The organism is Dactylosporangium sp. CA-233914 (assembly GCF_050942935.1).
GTDB lineage: Bacteria > Actinomycetota > Actinomycetes > Mycobacteriales > Micromonosporaceae > Dactylosporangium.
This window is the reverse complement of the sequence record NZ_CP192030.1, coordinates 6,778,972-6,792,742: the sequence shown is the minus strand read 5'-3', so window position 1 is coordinate 6,792,742 and position 13,771 is coordinate 6,778,972. Positions and strand designations below refer to the sequence as shown.

General features: G+C 74.3%; 14 protein-coding genes. 3 read left to right on the top strand and 11 right to left on the bottom strand.

Features of this window, described 5'->3' with window-relative positions:
* Positions 1-2 precede the first annotated feature (2 nt).
* From ACQPY0_RS30445 to ACQPY0_RS30435, 3 genes are read right to left on the bottom strand one after another with little or no spacing between them, the layout of a single operon-like run.
* Positions 3-1,925, bottom strand: a complete 1,923-nt coding sequence (locus ACQPY0_RS30445; protein ID WP_432967887.1) for a dynamin family protein — start codon at positions 1,923-1,925, stop codon at positions 3-5.
* Positions 1,922-2,737, bottom strand: a complete 816-nt coding sequence (gene grpE / locus ACQPY0_RS30440; RefSeq protein WP_432967884.1) for a nucleotide exchange factor GrpE — start codon at positions 2,735-2,737, stop codon at positions 1,922-1,924. The genes ACQPY0_RS30445 and grpE overlap by 4 nt, the downstream gene beginning before the upstream one ends.
* A 55-nt stretch (positions 2,738-2,792) precedes the next feature.
* Complete coding sequence (locus ACQPY0_RS30435; protein ID WP_432967881.1) at positions 2,793-4,310, bottom strand: dynamin family protein; 1,518 nt, start codon at positions 4,308-4,310, stop codon at positions 2,793-2,795.
* 228 nt (positions 4,311-4,538) lie between these two features.
* Between ACQPY0_RS30435 and ACQPY0_RS30430 the strand changes: the two genes are divergently transcribed.
* Complete coding sequence (locus tag ACQPY0_RS30430) at positions 4,539-7,076, top strand: LuxR C-terminal-related transcriptional regulator (RefSeq protein ID WP_432967878.1); 2,538 nt, start codon at positions 4,539-4,541, stop codon at positions 7,074-7,076.
* A gap of 52 nt (positions 7,077-7,128) precedes the next feature.
* Complete coding sequence (locus ACQPY0_RS30425) at positions 7,129-7,737, top strand: LuxR family transcriptional regulator (RefSeq protein WP_432967875.1); 609 nt, start codon at positions 7,129-7,131, stop codon at positions 7,735-7,737.
* Between the two features lie 66 nt (positions 7,738-7,803).
* Here ACQPY0_RS30425 and ACQPY0_RS30420 read toward each other — a convergent pair whose 3' ends face one another.
* The 6 genes from ACQPY0_RS30420 to ACQPY0_RS30395 all read right to left on the bottom strand — a co-directional run bounded on the left by ACQPY0_RS30420 (position 7,804) and on the right by ACQPY0_RS30395 (position 12,399).
* The gene (locus tag ACQPY0_RS30420; RefSeq protein ID WP_432967872.1) at positions 7,804-8,073 is read right to left on the bottom strand and encodes a VOC family protein; all 270 of its coding nucleotides are present in this window, start codon (positions 8,071-8,073) and stop codon (positions 7,804-7,806) included.
* Positions 8,074-8,379: 306 nt separating this feature from the next.
* Positions 8,380-9,114, bottom strand: a complete 735-nt coding sequence (locus ACQPY0_RS30415) for a lysophospholipid acyltransferase family protein (protein ID WP_432995435.1) — start codon at positions 9,112-9,114, stop codon at positions 8,380-8,382.
* Between the two features lie 1,241 nt (positions 9,115-10,355).
* Positions 10,356-11,120, bottom strand: a complete 765-nt coding sequence (locus ACQPY0_RS30410) for a hypothetical protein (RefSeq protein ID WP_432967870.1) — start codon at positions 11,118-11,120, stop codon at positions 10,356-10,358.
* Between the two features lie 87 nt (positions 11,121-11,207).
* Positions 11,208-11,609 (bottom strand): hypothetical protein, encoded by a 402-nt coding sequence (locus ACQPY0_RS30405; RefSeq protein WP_432967867.1) that lies wholly within the window; start codon positions 11,607-11,609, stop codon positions 11,208-11,210.
* Positions 11,606-11,869, bottom strand: a complete 264-nt coding sequence (locus ACQPY0_RS30400; RefSeq protein ID WP_432967864.1) for a ribbon-helix-helix domain-containing protein — start codon at positions 11,867-11,869, stop codon at positions 11,606-11,608. Before ACQPY0_RS30400 ends, ACQPY0_RS30405 begins: the two co-directional genes overlap by 4 nt.
* A gap of 29 nt (positions 11,870-11,898) precedes the next feature.
* Positions 11,899-12,399 carry a phosphatase domain-containing putative toxin gene (locus ACQPY0_RS30395; protein WP_432967861.1) on the bottom strand — a complete coding sequence of 167 codons (501 nt, stop codon included), beginning with the start codon at positions 12,397-12,399 and terminating at the stop codon, positions 11,899-11,901.
* Positions 12,400-12,692: 293 nt separating this feature from the next.
* Between ACQPY0_RS30395 and ACQPY0_RS30390 the strand changes: the two genes are divergently transcribed.
* Positions 12,693-12,824 carry a hypothetical protein gene (locus ACQPY0_RS30390; RefSeq protein ID WP_432967858.1) on the top strand — a complete coding sequence of 44 codons (132 nt, stop codon included), beginning with the start codon at positions 12,693-12,695 and terminating at the stop codon, positions 12,822-12,824.
* A 78-nt stretch (positions 12,825-12,902) separates the two neighbouring features.
* Here the strand turns inward: ACQPY0_RS30390 and ACQPY0_RS30385 are convergent, their stop codons facing one another.
* On the bottom strand, positions 12,903-13,256 hold the full coding sequence (locus ACQPY0_RS30385) for a nuclear transport factor 2 family protein (protein ID WP_432967855.1): 354 nt from the start codon (positions 13,254-13,256) through the stop codon (positions 12,903-12,905).
* A gap of 123 nt (positions 13,257-13,379) precedes the next feature.
* Positions 13,380-13,721, bottom strand: coding sequence for a hypothetical protein (locus tag ACQPY0_RS30380; protein ID WP_432967852.1), 342 nt, complete (start codon positions 13,719-13,721; stop codon positions 13,380-13,382).
* Positions 13,722-13,771 lie beyond the last annotated feature (50 nt).

Here is a 13,771-nt window from a genome sequence, read left to right as displayed (position 1 = left end):
CCCTACGCCTCGGCCGCCGCTTCGCCCGCTTCGCCAGGCGCGTTCGGGGTCAGCGCGCGGATGCGCACCAGCACCTCGTCGACCTGTTTGATGCGGGAACGCAGGCCCTCTCGTTCGGTGTTCAGCGCGGCCTTGCGCTTGGCGCGCTCGGCCTTGTCCTCGGCCAACGACTTGTCGATGTTCGCGATATGGGCGTCGAGCTGCTTGAGCCGCCGCTCGATGGCCTCGTCGAGGGCGAGCGTCAGCGCGTATTGCAGGTCGGTGAACCGGTGCATGATCTCGTCCGACAGGGCGGCGCGGGCCTCGCCGAGGACCTCCCGCAGCCAGGTGCGGGCCTGGACCTTGTCCGCCATGCTCTTGCGCTTGAAGATCATGTAGGCGCCGGCGGCGAGGCCGAGGCCGATGCCGACGACGGGCAGGACGAGCCCGGCACCGGCCAGCCCGACCGCGCCGAGCGCGCTGGCGCCGCCGAGCATGCCGGGGAGGCGGCCGGCCATCATCGCCATGCCGGCCGAGGACATGACGACCATGGCGCCGTCACCGGACTGTTCGCGGCGCGGCTTGGTGCCCAGGGCGTGGCGCAGCCGGGCGTTGAGCCCGCGCAGCACGTGCTGCAGCTCGTGCGGGCTGAACACCTGGGCCAGGACCCGCTCGCCGACCTTGCGGAAGCGGAACTCCAGGTCGTGGGAGAGCCGCACGCTCAGCGCGTAGAGCGCCTTGTCCAGCTCGGCGGGCAGCTCCTGCAGGCCGCCGCGACCACCCTTGTCGATCTTCTCCATGAACTGTTCCTGCAGCTGCGTCACGTAGTTGCGCAACCGCGAGGTGGCCTCGACCCGGGCCCGCTGCGTCTCCGTGGACAGCGCCAGCGACCACTGCCGGGACTCGGTGCGCTTGCGGGTGGCGACCTGCGCGCGCTCCTGTTTGGCCCGTTCGGCGTCGGCCGGGTCGGGGTCGGTGGCCTTCATCCGGTCGCCGAGCTCCTGGTCGACGCGGATGTACTCCGAGCGCACCGAGCGCAGCACGTTGGCCTGCTGCAGCAGGTGGCCCTTGGAGGCCAGGTCGATGAGCGCGTGCTGCAGCTCGGCGATGCGCGACTCGCGGATCAGCTCGCCGGAGGCCTCCTTCGGCATCTGCATCGCCAGCTCCGCCAGCCGCGCCGAGACCGGGAACCACGGCGCCGAGGCGAACCGGGGCGCGTGGGTCTGCAGCTGCCCCTTGTTGTCGTCGAGGATCTTGCGCCAGCCGGGGTAGGCGTCGACCTTCGTCAGCGCGAACAGCACGAAGTTGACCTTCTTGCTGGCCTCGATGAGGAAGTTCATCTCCGGCTTGGAGAACGGGCTGGAGGCGTCGACGACGAACAGCAGCGCCGTGGCCTTCTCCACCGCGTCCATGGCGACCTCGGCGTGCATCGAGTCCAGCCCGCCGGTGCCGGGCGTGTCGATGAGGGTGAGGTATTGCAGCAGCGGCGCCGAGTGCTGCACCTCGATGCGCCGCGGCGGGCGCATCCCGTCGGGCATCCGGCCCAGCACGGTGCCCCAGTCGCGCAGGTCACCCAGGCCGATCGGGACCGGGTCCTCGCGGCCGGGGATGTAGGCGCGGGCGCCGTGCTGCGGGTTGTGGGTGAACTCGAGGTACGACGCGGTGGCCACGGCGGCGTCGACCGGCGAGAGATTCGGCACGCCGATGAGCATGTTCGTCAGCGAGCTCTTGCCGCGCTTGGTCTCGCCGACGACGACGATCCGGGGCCGCTGGACATCGCGGCGCCGCTCGGTGTCGATGTCGGCGGCCGCGTCCGGGTCGATCTTGCGCAGGTAGGCGAGGCTGCCCTCGACGCCGGCCTTGAGCAGCTTGCCCAGCGCCGCGGTGGGGTCGGCGGGCTTCTTCGCCGCCTGCGGCCCGGCGGGTGCGTTGGAGGTCGAGGTCATCGTGGCTGCTCTCTGCGCGGCTGCTGCGTCGTGGGTTGTCCGGTGTGCTGCTGGATGCTGCTGTGCTGGCCGGTGGGCGGGCCGCTCTGGGCCCGCCCGACGGTCGGGTGGGCGCCGGTGGCGCCGCCGGCGCTGCGGCCGGCCTGGAACACGGTGACGATCGGCGCCCGCAGGACCCGCCCGTCGCGGTCGACGTAGCCGGGGACCTCGACGCCGGAGATCTGGCCGCTGAGGTTCGGGTCGTTGGTCGGGGTGGTGCCGCCGGCCTCGTGGTGGGCCGGGTCGAACCGCACCCCGGTCGGTTCCAGGGTGGTCACGCCGGCCTCGTGCAGCGCGGCGCCGAGCCGGTCGCCGAGGGCCTTGCTGGTGACCCGGTCCCGCACGTAGATCGACGCCTGCACCAGCGCCCGCCGGTCGGCGTCGGCCTGCCCGCCGCGGCCCGGCGCCGCCGAGACCGGGGCCCTGCCGCCGGCCCCGCCGCGGGAGGCGAGCAGGAGCAGCAGGAGCAGCGCGGCGCCGACGAACAGGGTGCCGACGAACGCGACCAGGGCCGGCTTGACCCCGAACGTCTGCTGCGCCGTGCAGGCCGGGGTCTTGACGGTCTGCGCCTGCGTGCCGGCGGCCGTGTCCGGCTGCTGCGGCGTGCCGCTCTGGTTCGCGCCGTTCGCCTGGGTCGTCGCGGTCGGACCCGCGGTGACCGTGCCGGCGGGACAGTCGGGGGCACCGCCGAGCAGGCCGGCCGCCGCGCCGGTGAGCACCGCGATGATCAGCGCGACGGAGACCGCGACGAGGCGCAGGCTGTTGGAGGACATCTTCGGCTCCTGGGGGTTGGGGCCTCGGTTATTGGCTGGGTTTGCGATCTGGCTGTTATCGGACATTGGCCTGCCCCCCGCCGCGGATACGCTGGGACAGCAGGTAGAAACCACGGTGGGCGACGAGCGCGACCCGTGACTGCGACGGGCTGGCACCGGCGACCGCATACGCCCGCCACCGGGTCGCGGCGTCCAGGGCGGCGCGGACCATCGAGTCACGGTCGGCCTGGGGCAGGTTGAGGATCCAGCCGGGGTCGTTGGACAGCGCCAGCCGGGTCAGCTCGCCCTCCATCTGGTCGGGCAGGTCGACCGCGCCGGTCGTCACCAGCTGCGCGACCTCCAGCAGCCGCAGCCGGTGCGACTCCGGCTGCTGCAGCACCCGCTCGATCGCGTCGCGCAGCAGCTCCCGGTCGTGGGGCCGCTCGGCGTGGCTGGCGATCTTCTCCAGGCTCGACAGCGCCCAGCCGGCCTTGATCGCGTCGGTGCGCCAGCGGAACGCGTGGTCGAGGGTCTGGCGCAGCCGCGGGAAGCCGGAGGCCTGGAACAGCATCCGGACCAGTTCACCGGTGGCCAGGGTGGGCTTGGCGACCAGCTGGGCGATGGCGAAGCTGATGCCGTACAGATCCAGCAGCCGCAGCAGCCGCTCCCGCGCCTCGCGGGTCACCGGGCACTCCCGGCTGGTGAACAGGTCCACGGACGCCAGCAGCACGGTCCGCTCGCCCTGCGCCAGCGCGGCGAGCTGGCGCAGGGCCTCGCAGTCGGCGGCGGTGAGCCGCCCGGCCTCGGTGGTCTCGGCGAGCAGCCCGACGACGGGGACGACGTCGGAGACGACCCGGCGCAGCACCTTGGACTGGTCGGTGGCCAGCGGCGCGACGATCGGCCACGGGTCCTGCCCGCCGCCGGCGAGCTTGTCGACCTTGTTGAACAGGCCGAGGGAGTTGATCGGGTTGCTCGACAGCCGGGCCGAGATCGACCGGAACGCCTCCAGGGCCTGCACGTCGTCCTCGCGGACCGACTGCGTGAACACGTAGATGATCGCCTCGGCGCCGGACAGCGCCCCGGCGGAGTCGGAGTCGAGGTCGTCGTCGATCGGGGCCTCGGAGAACAGGAACCGGCGGGCCTGGTCGGACACGGACGTGTTGGCGCTGGACAGCCCGGGCGTGTCGACGACGGTCAGGTCGCGCAGGTGGTCGCTGGTGAGCGTGACGTCGACGTAGGCGACCTCGTGGCGGGGCACGCCGAGCCGCTGGGGGATCATGCCGGCCTCGTCGAGCGGAAGGCTGACCCGGGCGCCGTTGCGCTTCACGACGTCGACGCGGTCGGAGGTGCCGTAGCGGAACTGGGTGACGATGCGCGTGCACTCACCGACCTCGGTCGGCGCGACCCGGCGCCCGATGAGGGCATTGACCAGGGTGGACTTGCCCGACTTCAGCCGACCGGCGATCGCGACCCGCAGCGGCTCGCCCAGCCGGCGGCGCACGTCGACCACCTGGGCCTGGGCGGCGCCGCCGAGGCGGTTGCCGACCTCGGCGCACAGGTCACCCACGCGGGAGCTCAGCGGTCCTGGAGCCACGGGGTCAGCTCCGCTTCGACGTCGGCCACAGACTGATCACCGACTGCGCGAGGCCGGTGGGTTCAGCCACAATGCCGACGTACCCTCGGGTGTCCAAGGGGTGGACCTCGCTCATTATTCGCTCCTGGGTGCAAATCAGTACCGTCATGTCACGCACGTACGGCACACACATTACGAATATCCTGCGCGCGCAGGATCCCATGTTCGTGCCAGGAATGGAGGCTTCCCGTGCCTGAGGCACCGACTGATGAGCCCGTCGCCCCGGTGGCCGGGTCGGTGGCCGGGTCGGCTGTAGTGGGCCGGGCGAGCGTTCCTGCCGCGGCGTGGCCGCCCGCCGACCTCGTCGCCGCCGCCGTGGATGCCCTGCGTAACCCCGGTCTCGTGGTCATCGTCGGCGCGCCGGGGACCGGCCGCACGAGCGTGCTCAAGCGGCTCGGGGAGTCCTTCCGTGGCGCCGTGTTCAGCGGCGGCGCCCTGGCGATGCTGCGCGGCGTGCCGGCCCTGCCGCTGTCCCGGGCGGTGCGGGTGCGATTGCCGTCACACGAGGCGCCGCTGCTCGCCGAGGCCGTCCGCTCCCGCGTCCGTCACGGCCTGCTACTCCTCGACGACCTCCAGTGGGCGGATCCGCTGACGATGGCGGCACTTCCGGCCATCGCCGAACACTGTCGGATAGTTGTCACACTCCGGACACCGCACCGCCTTCCGGGTGACGCCGAGCGGGCCCTGCGCGCCGCGGCCGCCCGATCCGGGGCGTGGCTGTCGATGCCGCCGATGCCCGCCGACGCCGCCGCCGTGCTGGTGCGGCAGCTGGCCCCGTCGGCCTCCACCACCGTCGTGGCCGACCTCGTCCGCCGCGCCGGTGGTGTGCCCCTCGCCGTCGTCGCCCTCGCCAAGCACGTCGCCCAGGGCGGCACCCCCCGCGACGGTGGTGACGGCCTCGACAAGGGCCTCGCGTACACGGTCGCCGGCGCCCTGGCCGACCTGACCCGCCCGGCCCGCACCGCGATGGCCGCCCTGGGCCTGCTGGGCCGCCCGGTCACCGCCACCGTCCTCGGCGAGGGCCTCACCGAGCTGGTCGAGACCGGCCTGGTCGAGCTCACCGAGGGCGTGGCCGCGCCCGTGTCCCCCTACACCGCCGAGGTCGCCGCCGGCCTGCTCGACACCGCCGAGCGCGCCGCCCTGCACCGCCGCCTCGCCGCCCTGGTCCCGCCCCGCGAGGCGGCCCGGCACCTGGCGGCCGCCGGTGCCGCCACCGAGGCCTACCAGGTCGCCGTCACCGCCGCCGCGGCCGCCGAGTCCTCCGGCGACCGCGCCGAGCTGCTGCTGCTGGCCTGCGAGCTGCCCGGCGTCGAGGCGGAGCCGCAGGTCCGCCTGGCCGCCGCCCGCGCCGCCCTGGCCGCCGGCCGGCCCGGCTCCTGCCTGCGGGTCATCGACGCCGCCACCACCGACCCGGCCGCCGCCGTCCTGCGCGGCGAGGCCCTGCTGCAGCAGGGCAGTGCGGTGCCGGCCGCGGCCGCCGTCGCCGCCGTGCCCGACGACGCCCCGGCCGAGGCCGTCGGCGGCCGGGACCGCATCCGGCTGCTGTCGATGCTCACCACCGACCCCGGCGGTGCCCTGGCCCGCGCCGAGGAACTGCTCAAGGTCCACGGGGACGCGCCCGCCCACCCGGGGCTGCGTGCCGCGATCGCCGCCGTGCGGGCCGGGACCCGTCAGCCCGGCTGGGAGTACGGCCTGGCCTCCGCCGCCTCCGCCGCCGGCCAGGCCGGCGACGCCCTCGCCGCCCGCTGGTCGGCGTGGCTGCTGGTGGAGACCCTGACCGCCGACGCCCGCCTCGCCGAGGCGTCCCAGGCCGCCGCCGCGGCCGCCGCGGCCTGCGCCGGCGACCTCGCCTACTCGTGGCAGACCCGGTTCCTGGCCGCCCAGCTGTGGTGCGACGCCCTGCGCGGCGCCGAGATCGACGAGGTCGTCCGCCGCGCCGGGGACCTCGCCGACCGGACCCTGCCCGCCCTGGCCCGCGGCTACGCCGTCGCCGCCGCGAGCCTCGCCGAGGCCGACGGCGGCCTGCTCGCCCCGGCCCGGGCCCGGCTCGAGGCCCTGCAGAACCGCCCGGCGTCGGCCGGCCCGGTCCTGGACTGGGTGACCCGCGAGGCGGCGTGGCTCGACGGCCGCCCCGACCAGGCGTTCGAGCCCGCCGACTCGGCCGTGTCGACCCCGCTCGTCGACGGTCTGCGCCGCATCACCGCCCGCTGGGCCGCCTACGACGCCGGCGTCGCCGCGGACCCGCCCGCCGCCGACGCGCCCCTGGCCCCGGTGCGCGTCACCCTGGAGGCGTGGAAGGCCCCGGACCGCTTCGCCGAGGCGGCCGCGGCCTGGCATGAGCTCGCCCGCCGGGAGGAGGTCCGGTGCCTGCTCGCCCAGGGGCTGCTCGAGGACGGGGCGCAGCTGGCCGTACCACCCCTGCTGGAGGCCGAGCGCCTCGCCGAGGAGGCCGGGCTGGTCGTGCTGCTGGGCCGCGCCCGCCGGGCCCTGCGCCGCCACGCGATCCGCCGCGACATCCGGGGCCGCCGCGCCGGCGACGAGCTCACCGACCGCGAGCGCGACGTGCTGCGCCTGGTCGCCAACGGCGAGCCGACCCGCCGGATCGCCGGTCAGCTGGGCATCTCCCGTGAGACGGTGGAGACCCACATCCGCTCCGGGATGCGCAAGCTCGGCGCCCGCACCCGCACCGAGGCCGCGGCCCTGGCCATGGAGGAACTCGCCCAGTGAGCCCCGCACTACTCCTACATTGAGGAACTTGGATGAGTAGCGTGATGGTCTTGTGCTGGACGGCACCTTCATCGCATGGTGGGCGCATGCGTTCACCGATGGGCCGCTGATGGCGGGAGATCCGGCACTCGCACCGCGGTACGTCGTGGCGACCGGCGCGGAGGCCACCGCCGTGCTGCGCAGGCTCGCCCGCGCGGGCTGGACCACCCGCGAGGGCTTCGCCCTCACCGACCAGGCCTGGGACGTCTCGGAGGCCCGCCTGGCCCTGTTCGGCCGCATCGCCGACGCCGACACCGCCGAACTGGCCCTGCTGGCGGCCGCCCGCGGCGCGGGGATCGTCGCGATCAGCGACGCGGCCGGCGAGATCGGCCGCGCCCTGCTGGCCGACCTGGGCCGCATCGGCCCGGTGACCACCGACGCCGACGCCGAGCTCGGCACCGACCAGGCCGAGGAGTCCGGGGGACCGGTCCTGGCCCCGGAGCAACGCGCCCTGCTGGAACGCCTGGCCGGCGGCGAGACGATCGCGGCCGCCGCGGCCGCCGAGTTCCTCTCCCTGCGCACCGCCAACCGCCGCATCGCCGAGGCCCGCGAACTGCTGGGCGTACGCACCACCCGCGAGGCGGTCCTGGCCTACCTGCGCATGCGCCGCGAAGGCGCCTGACGAGGCTGCTGCCGCCGTCGCCGGTCGTGCCGATCGCCCGTTCTCGCCCTCGGGGGAGGCTCCGCGTCAGACGCAGAACTCGTTGCCCTCCGGGTCGTCGAGGATGATCCACATCGGCGGGCGTCGCACCGAGCCCTTGAGGCGCGCGACCAGCTCCGCCTGATGGGCCGCAGAGGCGGTGGCGAGTTCGAGGTGCACGCGGTACTGCACCGTTTCGGGGTCCGGGACGGCGATGACGTCAACGCAGACAGGGGCGTCGGGGTCTGTCCGGACGAAGCCCGCCGGTGCGGCGTTGGTCGCACCGGCGCCGCCAGAACCGGCCCAGCGCAGCGTCATCCCGAGCCTTGAGATTCACCTGAACAACCGCCATGAGCCACCCACCTTCGGCTCACGTGGCGGTGACGGGCAGGTCAGGGACTTCGCCGAGCGGCCGAAGCGGCTGAGCCGGGCGGCGTCCTCGTCCTTACGATCCCTGACCCCGAGCACCGCTTGAACGCCGGTCCTCATCAGTCGGTCGTCCCGCCATGCGCTAGCCGGCTGGTGATGTCGAGCTTGACCTCGCCGCGGGACCAGAGCGGCCTGCAGCTTTCGTTTGCGGCTGGTGACACGTTTCTTACCGGCGCCCCTGGTCGCGCCTCGGGATCAGGCGGCGGGGCGGTGGCGGCGTTGCAGGCTCAGGGGACGGACCGGGTCGACGTAGCGGGGCAGGCGCGGCTCGTCGGCGCGCAGCGGACGCAGTTCCGCCGTGATCGCCTCGATGATCCGGTCGGTAGCCTGCTGGGCGGCCCCCGGCGACCCCGGGTCGATGCCGGAGAGGTCCACCACGGCGCCGAAGTGCACGCGGACCACCGGGCGGCGGAACAGGGCGCGGGCCAGGGCCCGTACCGTCGGGCCGAAGCCGCCCCAGGCCGCGACCTCGTGCGCGCCCCACTGGGCAACCGCGACCACCGGCACGCCGGTGGCCAGCGCCACCCGGGCCATCCCGGTCTTGCCCCGCTCCGGCCACATGCCGGGGTCGAGGGTGATGCGACCCTCCGGGTAGCCGAGCACCTGCGACCCGGCGGCGAGCGCCCGCGCCACGTCGTCCACGGCCGACGCCACGTTCGCCTGCCGCCGGTTGATCCGGATATGCCCGCAGGCCCGCATCGCCGGCCCGACCACCGGCGCCCGGAACAGGCCCCCGGTCGCCATCAGCCGCGGCGCGAGCCCGGCCGCCCGGCACGCGGCGGTGATCGCCACCGGGTCGAACGGCCCGATGTGGTTCACGGCCAGCATCACCGGCCCGTCCCGCAACTGCGGCGGAAGCCCGCCCGTGACCCGCAGCCGGGCCACGGGCATGACGACAACCCGAGCCAGCGCGAGCAGCACCCGCCACATCCGCGGCACCCGCCACCGCGGCGCCCCCACACGCCGGCCGTCACCACCGCCCGCCGCGCCGATCGCCTCCGCACCGGACACGACATCGGCCGGCCGCTGCCGCAGATCCTCGCCCGGGCGCCCGAGCACCGGCGCATCAGTGCCCTGTTCACCAGTGATGCCGGCATCGCCGTCGGCGGCGACCAACACCGCATCCGCATCCACGCCCTGTCCAGCAGCGGCACCGGCATCGCCGTTGCCGGTCGGACCCCCGTCCGCGGCGACTTCCACCGCCACATCCGCATCAGCGCCGTGTTCACCAGTGATGCCGGGACTGCCGTCAGCCGACATCGCATCAGCGCCCGGGTCGCCGTCGACGCTCGGGGCGGCACCCACGGCCACCGCCACATCCGTAGCAATCATCTGTCCAGCAGCGGCGCGCTTTTCCGTCCAGCCTGCGACGGGCACCGCGGCGCGCGAACGCGTCTCACCGTTGTTGGCCGGCGCGTCCCCGGCCGCGTCGGTCCCGCGGGTGGCTCCGAGCTCTGCGGGTCCCGGCGCCGCGTGAGCCGATGTGGCAGGGATGGTGCCCGGTTGCGGCGAAGCCGCCGGCCGGGACGCGATCATCGTGCTGTCGCCGCTCGTATCGCTGGCTGGCTCCCCGTCGCTCACGTGGTCGTGTCCGTTCTGACGCTCAGGCGGCCCCCAGGTCGGGCCGGTTCCGGAAACGGTAGCGCCGCCGTCGTTTCCCGCAACATCCCGCCGGTTGTTCCTGCCTCCGCCGGCCGGTACGCACCGTCGGCCACCTGGTCTCCTGCTGCCGATGCAAGTCTCACTCGCGGCCAGGGCGGTCGACACCAATCAGGTCACCAGGGCGCGGCCGTGCCGGGTCGCCTGGGCCGTTGTTCGCCACCTCGCGAACCTGATCCCGTCCCGCAAGGCGTCCTACGCCCGAACCGGTTCAGACGCTCCGCGCAGTCTCGGCCGGCACCTGGGTGCGGCCCTCGCCTGTGCCGCCCTCCGGCCGGCGCGACCCGGGGGCACCACGGCGTCGTCTCCCGCCGGATCGGGGCAGCGACTCAGGCCCGCCGCAGGTGGGCAGGCCCGAGCGTGACCGTCGACGGCCCCGAGGCTCGCCCCGCGGCCGGTTGTGCGCCTGGGAGGCCGGCGTCGCCCGGCCCCGGCGCTGCGGGCCCGAGCCGCCGCACGGTCCCGTGGGACCGTGCGGGACCGGACGCCTCGGCCCGCCGGCGGCGGAACCGTCACTCGGCCTCGCGCAGCTCGGCCAGGCGGGCCTCGATCTCGGCCAGTTCGGCGCGCAGGCGTTCCGCCTGGGTCTCGGCCTCGGCCCGCGCCGCGGCGACGATCTCCTCGACCGCCTCGTGCACGCCGGGCACGTCCAGCATCGCGACCATCTTCAGGGCCTCGCCGGCCTTGATGACATAGGGCTTGGCGAGGGCCTTGGCGCCCTGGTTCGCCGCGACCGTCCACTCGCCTTCGGCATACGACAGCGTCACCGTCAGACCCGCGGGGGCCTTGGCCTTCGGGGCGGCCTTCTTCGCGGCCGGTTTGCCCGGGGCCAGCTTCGGCTCGGGTGCCGCCTGGGAGGCCGGCGAGCCGGACGAGGCCGCGGCGGCGTCAGTGGCGGGGGAGTCCGGCGTGGGGGATTCGGGAGCGGACGAAGCAGGAGTCGCGGCGGGGGAGTCGGCGACAGAGGACGCGGCTGGCACAGGAGTCTCCTCACGAGGTGCGGGCACGGCGGCGGCGCGCTTGGCCGGGGTGGTCTTCGGCGCCATCGCCAGGTCGGCGGGGGAGAAGGGCAACTCGTCGCGGCCGAACCGGACCACGACCCACTCGTCGGACAGCTCCGGGTCCGTCAGCGCGACGACCTGGCCCAGCTGCCCGGCGATCTGCCCGGCCTGTTCGGTGAACACGACCTTCGGTTTCCGGCCGGCCGCGAGGGTGTCCCGGATCTGCTCCAGATCCACCGTCGACAAGCCCTTGGCCGCGGTCCGTGCGGCAACCATCGCAACCCCTCCTACCCGCTATCGAACATGTGTCGGAACAGTCATACCAGCCGGGTACGACATTTTCTGCCGACACACCGTACGGGATCAGGGGAGCTCGTCGATCTCCGCCTGGGGATCGAGGTTGCGCAGCATCTCGGCCCGGTCCGTGACGATCGCCCAGCCCGGCCGCGCCTGCGCCCGCCGCACCACGTGCGCCGCCGCGACCGTCGCCGGGCCGCCCTCGCCGGCGAACAGCGCACCGCTGTCGACCGCGTCCGCCGCCGTCAGGTCGTCCACGACCACCACCGGCAGGCTCAGCAGCACCTTGAGCACGTCATAGTCCTTCGGCGACGTCTGCGCCCACGCCTCGGCCAGCGCCGCCGCCGGCACCGCCAGCACCACGCCCTGGTCGACGGCGTGCCACACGATCGCCGAGCTGTACGGCTTGCCGGCCACGAACCCCAGGATCGCCGAGCTGTCCAGGATTCGCCCGCCGACCGCCGTCACGACGCCGTCCCGGTCGCGGGCGCCACCCCCAGCACCGCACGCGCCCACGCGTGGTGCTCCGGGTCCAGCCGCACGCCCCGCCGCCTGTACAGCTCGTTGAGCGTCAGCAGCGCCCGGTCCCGGGCCAGCCGGCTGCGCACCGCCTCCGCCACATACGCCGACACGGACTCCGCGCCGCCGGCGTCCACGAAACGCCGTACGGCCGCGGCGTCGTCGGCGGGCATCGTCACCGTGACCCGCTCCTTGCGCACCTCACGCATACACACAGGGTACCGGCCGCATACCGCGCTCACCTAGCGTCGCATCGTCCGTTCGGGCCGATATTCGCGCCGAGCTGCGCTGTTGGGGGTTGTCCGTTCGCAAGGCGGCCACGGTACGTGATCAGACCCTCGACCCATCGGCGCTGCGCGGGGGTGTCCGGGACCGGCACGCCGCGGGCCCGCTCGATCGCGTCCCACGCGGTGCCCGGCTCGGCGCCGGCGACGACGAGGACGGCGGCGGCGAGCGTCGCGGAGCGGCCGATGCCGAAGCGGCAGTGCGCCGCCACGTGCCGTCCGGCTCGATAGGCGTCCAGGAGCACAGGGAGTACTGACACATCGGGAATGCCGCGGTCGGGCGTCGGCGCGTGGACGAACGTCAGCCCCGCGGACCTCGCCGCCTGCGGCAGCGCCGCCAACCCGGTCTCGGCGAGTTCCGCCGGGGTCATCAGGCACGCCAGGATGTCGGCGCCGCGCGCGGCGAGGCGGGTGAGGTCCCCGGTAAGCCAGTCGCCGGGGCGCGGCTTTCCCATGATGCTGACGGTCCCCGGCCCGGGCAGCCGCGGATGTTCGATAATGTACATTATGTCAACTCCACGGGGATTCGGGTGTGCGGTGCGGACGGTGCTGTACCGGGCGACCCCGGCTCAGGCTGCCCAGGACAGTCTCGAGGGCCTGTCCTGGGTGACGCGGTCCTCGTCGCGCAACGGGGGCGGCGGCGGGCGGTGGTCACACACACGCCGGAGGGTGTCGTGGCGGCGCGCGCACGGCGGACCTGTTCGCGGCGGCGCTCGGCCACGTCGACGAGTCGACGGCGGTATCGAAGATGCTACGCCGTGCCCGGCGCATTCGCGGGGCGGACGAGGCGGCGCGGGTGCTCGGGACCGGTGAGCGGGTCACGGTGCAGGACACCATCTGGGTCGCCGCCCGTCATGGCGTGGACACGACGGCGCCGTGAGCCACTCCCCTGACCGGACATTTCTCCCGCCGGGGCATAAGTCCGATATGTCGCGGCGCGGAGCGCCCGACATATCGCTCAGATCGCCGGCCGGTAGAAGAAGGTGCGGCGGCGGGCGATGCGGCCGGAGCGGAACTCGTACCAGTCCGCGAAGATCTCGTTCAGCGGCACCCCGGCCGACGACATCCCGTCGAAGCGGCCCCAGCAGAACCCCTGCCCGTCCACGGACAGGCACCGGTCGACCTGGTGGCGGCCGGCGGAGACGATGCACCGCTTGCGGTAGAAGCCGACGAACGCCTCGGTGCCCTCGATCGGCGGGCAGCCGGGCCGGTGGTAGACCACGTCGTCGGTGACGAGCCCGGTCAGCCCGGCCCAGTCGCGTTCGTCGATGACGGTGAGGAGGGTGGCAATCAGCGCCGGCGCGTCGCCCATGTCTCCATCACACGGGCCCGGCGGGGGCGGGTCAACGCCCGGCCGGTGGATGTTTACACCCCGAAACGGGACCGTAACCGTTGGCGCGGCGCCCGTGGGTGTGACCGGAAGCAACCGTTGCGGTCAGACGGTGACGTCGACGTGGCTGCCGTCCTCGGAGGAGGTCCTGGCGGCGTCCTCGACCGGCTGGGCGGTGACGGAGGCGGCGAACGCCATGATGAACGACCAGGGTGGTACCGCCCCGGACGCGTTCGTCACCGCCCCGGTCGGAGACAGCTGGTAGCCGGTCGCGCCCGCGATCGCCGCCCGGTCGCCGGGGGTGAGCTTGCTCAGCACCTGCTGCGAGGCGGGCAGCCCGCCCTTCGGCGGGGGTGCCGGCGCCTGCACCGCCGGCGGTTGCGCCGACTTCGGTGGCGGCGCCGGCGGCGCGGCCGGCGTGCCGGCCGTCAGTTGTCGTATCTGCATGTCGTGGCCTCCCGAAGCGTCCGTGCTCCAAGCTGATCCTCGCGTACATC

Bases quoted from the DNA above. Each gene is read 5' to 3' on its own strand.
- ACQPY0_RS30445 (WP_432967887.1), bottom strand. From the start codon at position 1,925: ATGACCTCGACCTCCAACGCACCCGCCGGGCCGCAGGCGGCGAAGAAG.
- grpE (WP_432967884.1), bottom strand. From the start codon at position 2,737: ATGTCCTCCAACAGCCTGCGCCTCGTCGCGGTCTCCGTCGCGCTGATC.
- ACQPY0_RS30420 (WP_432967872.1), bottom strand. From the start codon at position 8,073: ATGACGCTGCGCTGGGCCGGTTCTGGCGGCGCCGGTGCGACCAACGCC.
- ACQPY0_RS30415 (WP_432995435.1), bottom strand. From the start codon at position 9,114: ATGTGGCGGGTGCTGCTCGCGCTGGCTCGGGTTGTCGTCATGCCCGTG.
- ACQPY0_RS30410 (WP_432967870.1), bottom strand. From the start codon at position 11,120: ATGGTTGCCGCACGGACCGCGGCCAAGGGCTTGTCGACGGTGGATCTG.
- ACQPY0_RS30400 (WP_432967864.1), bottom strand. From the start codon at position 11,869: ATGCGTGAGGTGCGCAAGGAGCGGGTCACGGTGACGATGCCCGCCGAC.
- ACQPY0_RS30395 (WP_432967861.1), bottom strand. From the start codon at position 12,399: ATGGGAAAGCCGCGCCCCGGCGACTGGCTTACCGGGGACCTCACCCGC.
- ACQPY0_RS30390 (WP_432967858.1), top strand. From the start codon at position 12,693: ATGCTACGCCGTGCCCGGCGCATTCGCGGGGCGGACGAGGCGGCGCGG.
- ACQPY0_RS30385 (WP_432967855.1), bottom strand. From the start codon at position 13,256: ATGGGCGACGCGCCGGCGCTGATTGCCACCCTCCTCACCGTCATCGAC.
- ACQPY0_RS30380 (WP_432967852.1), bottom strand. From the start codon at position 13,721: ATGCAGATACGACAACTGACGGCCGGCACGCCGGCCGCGCCGCCGGCG.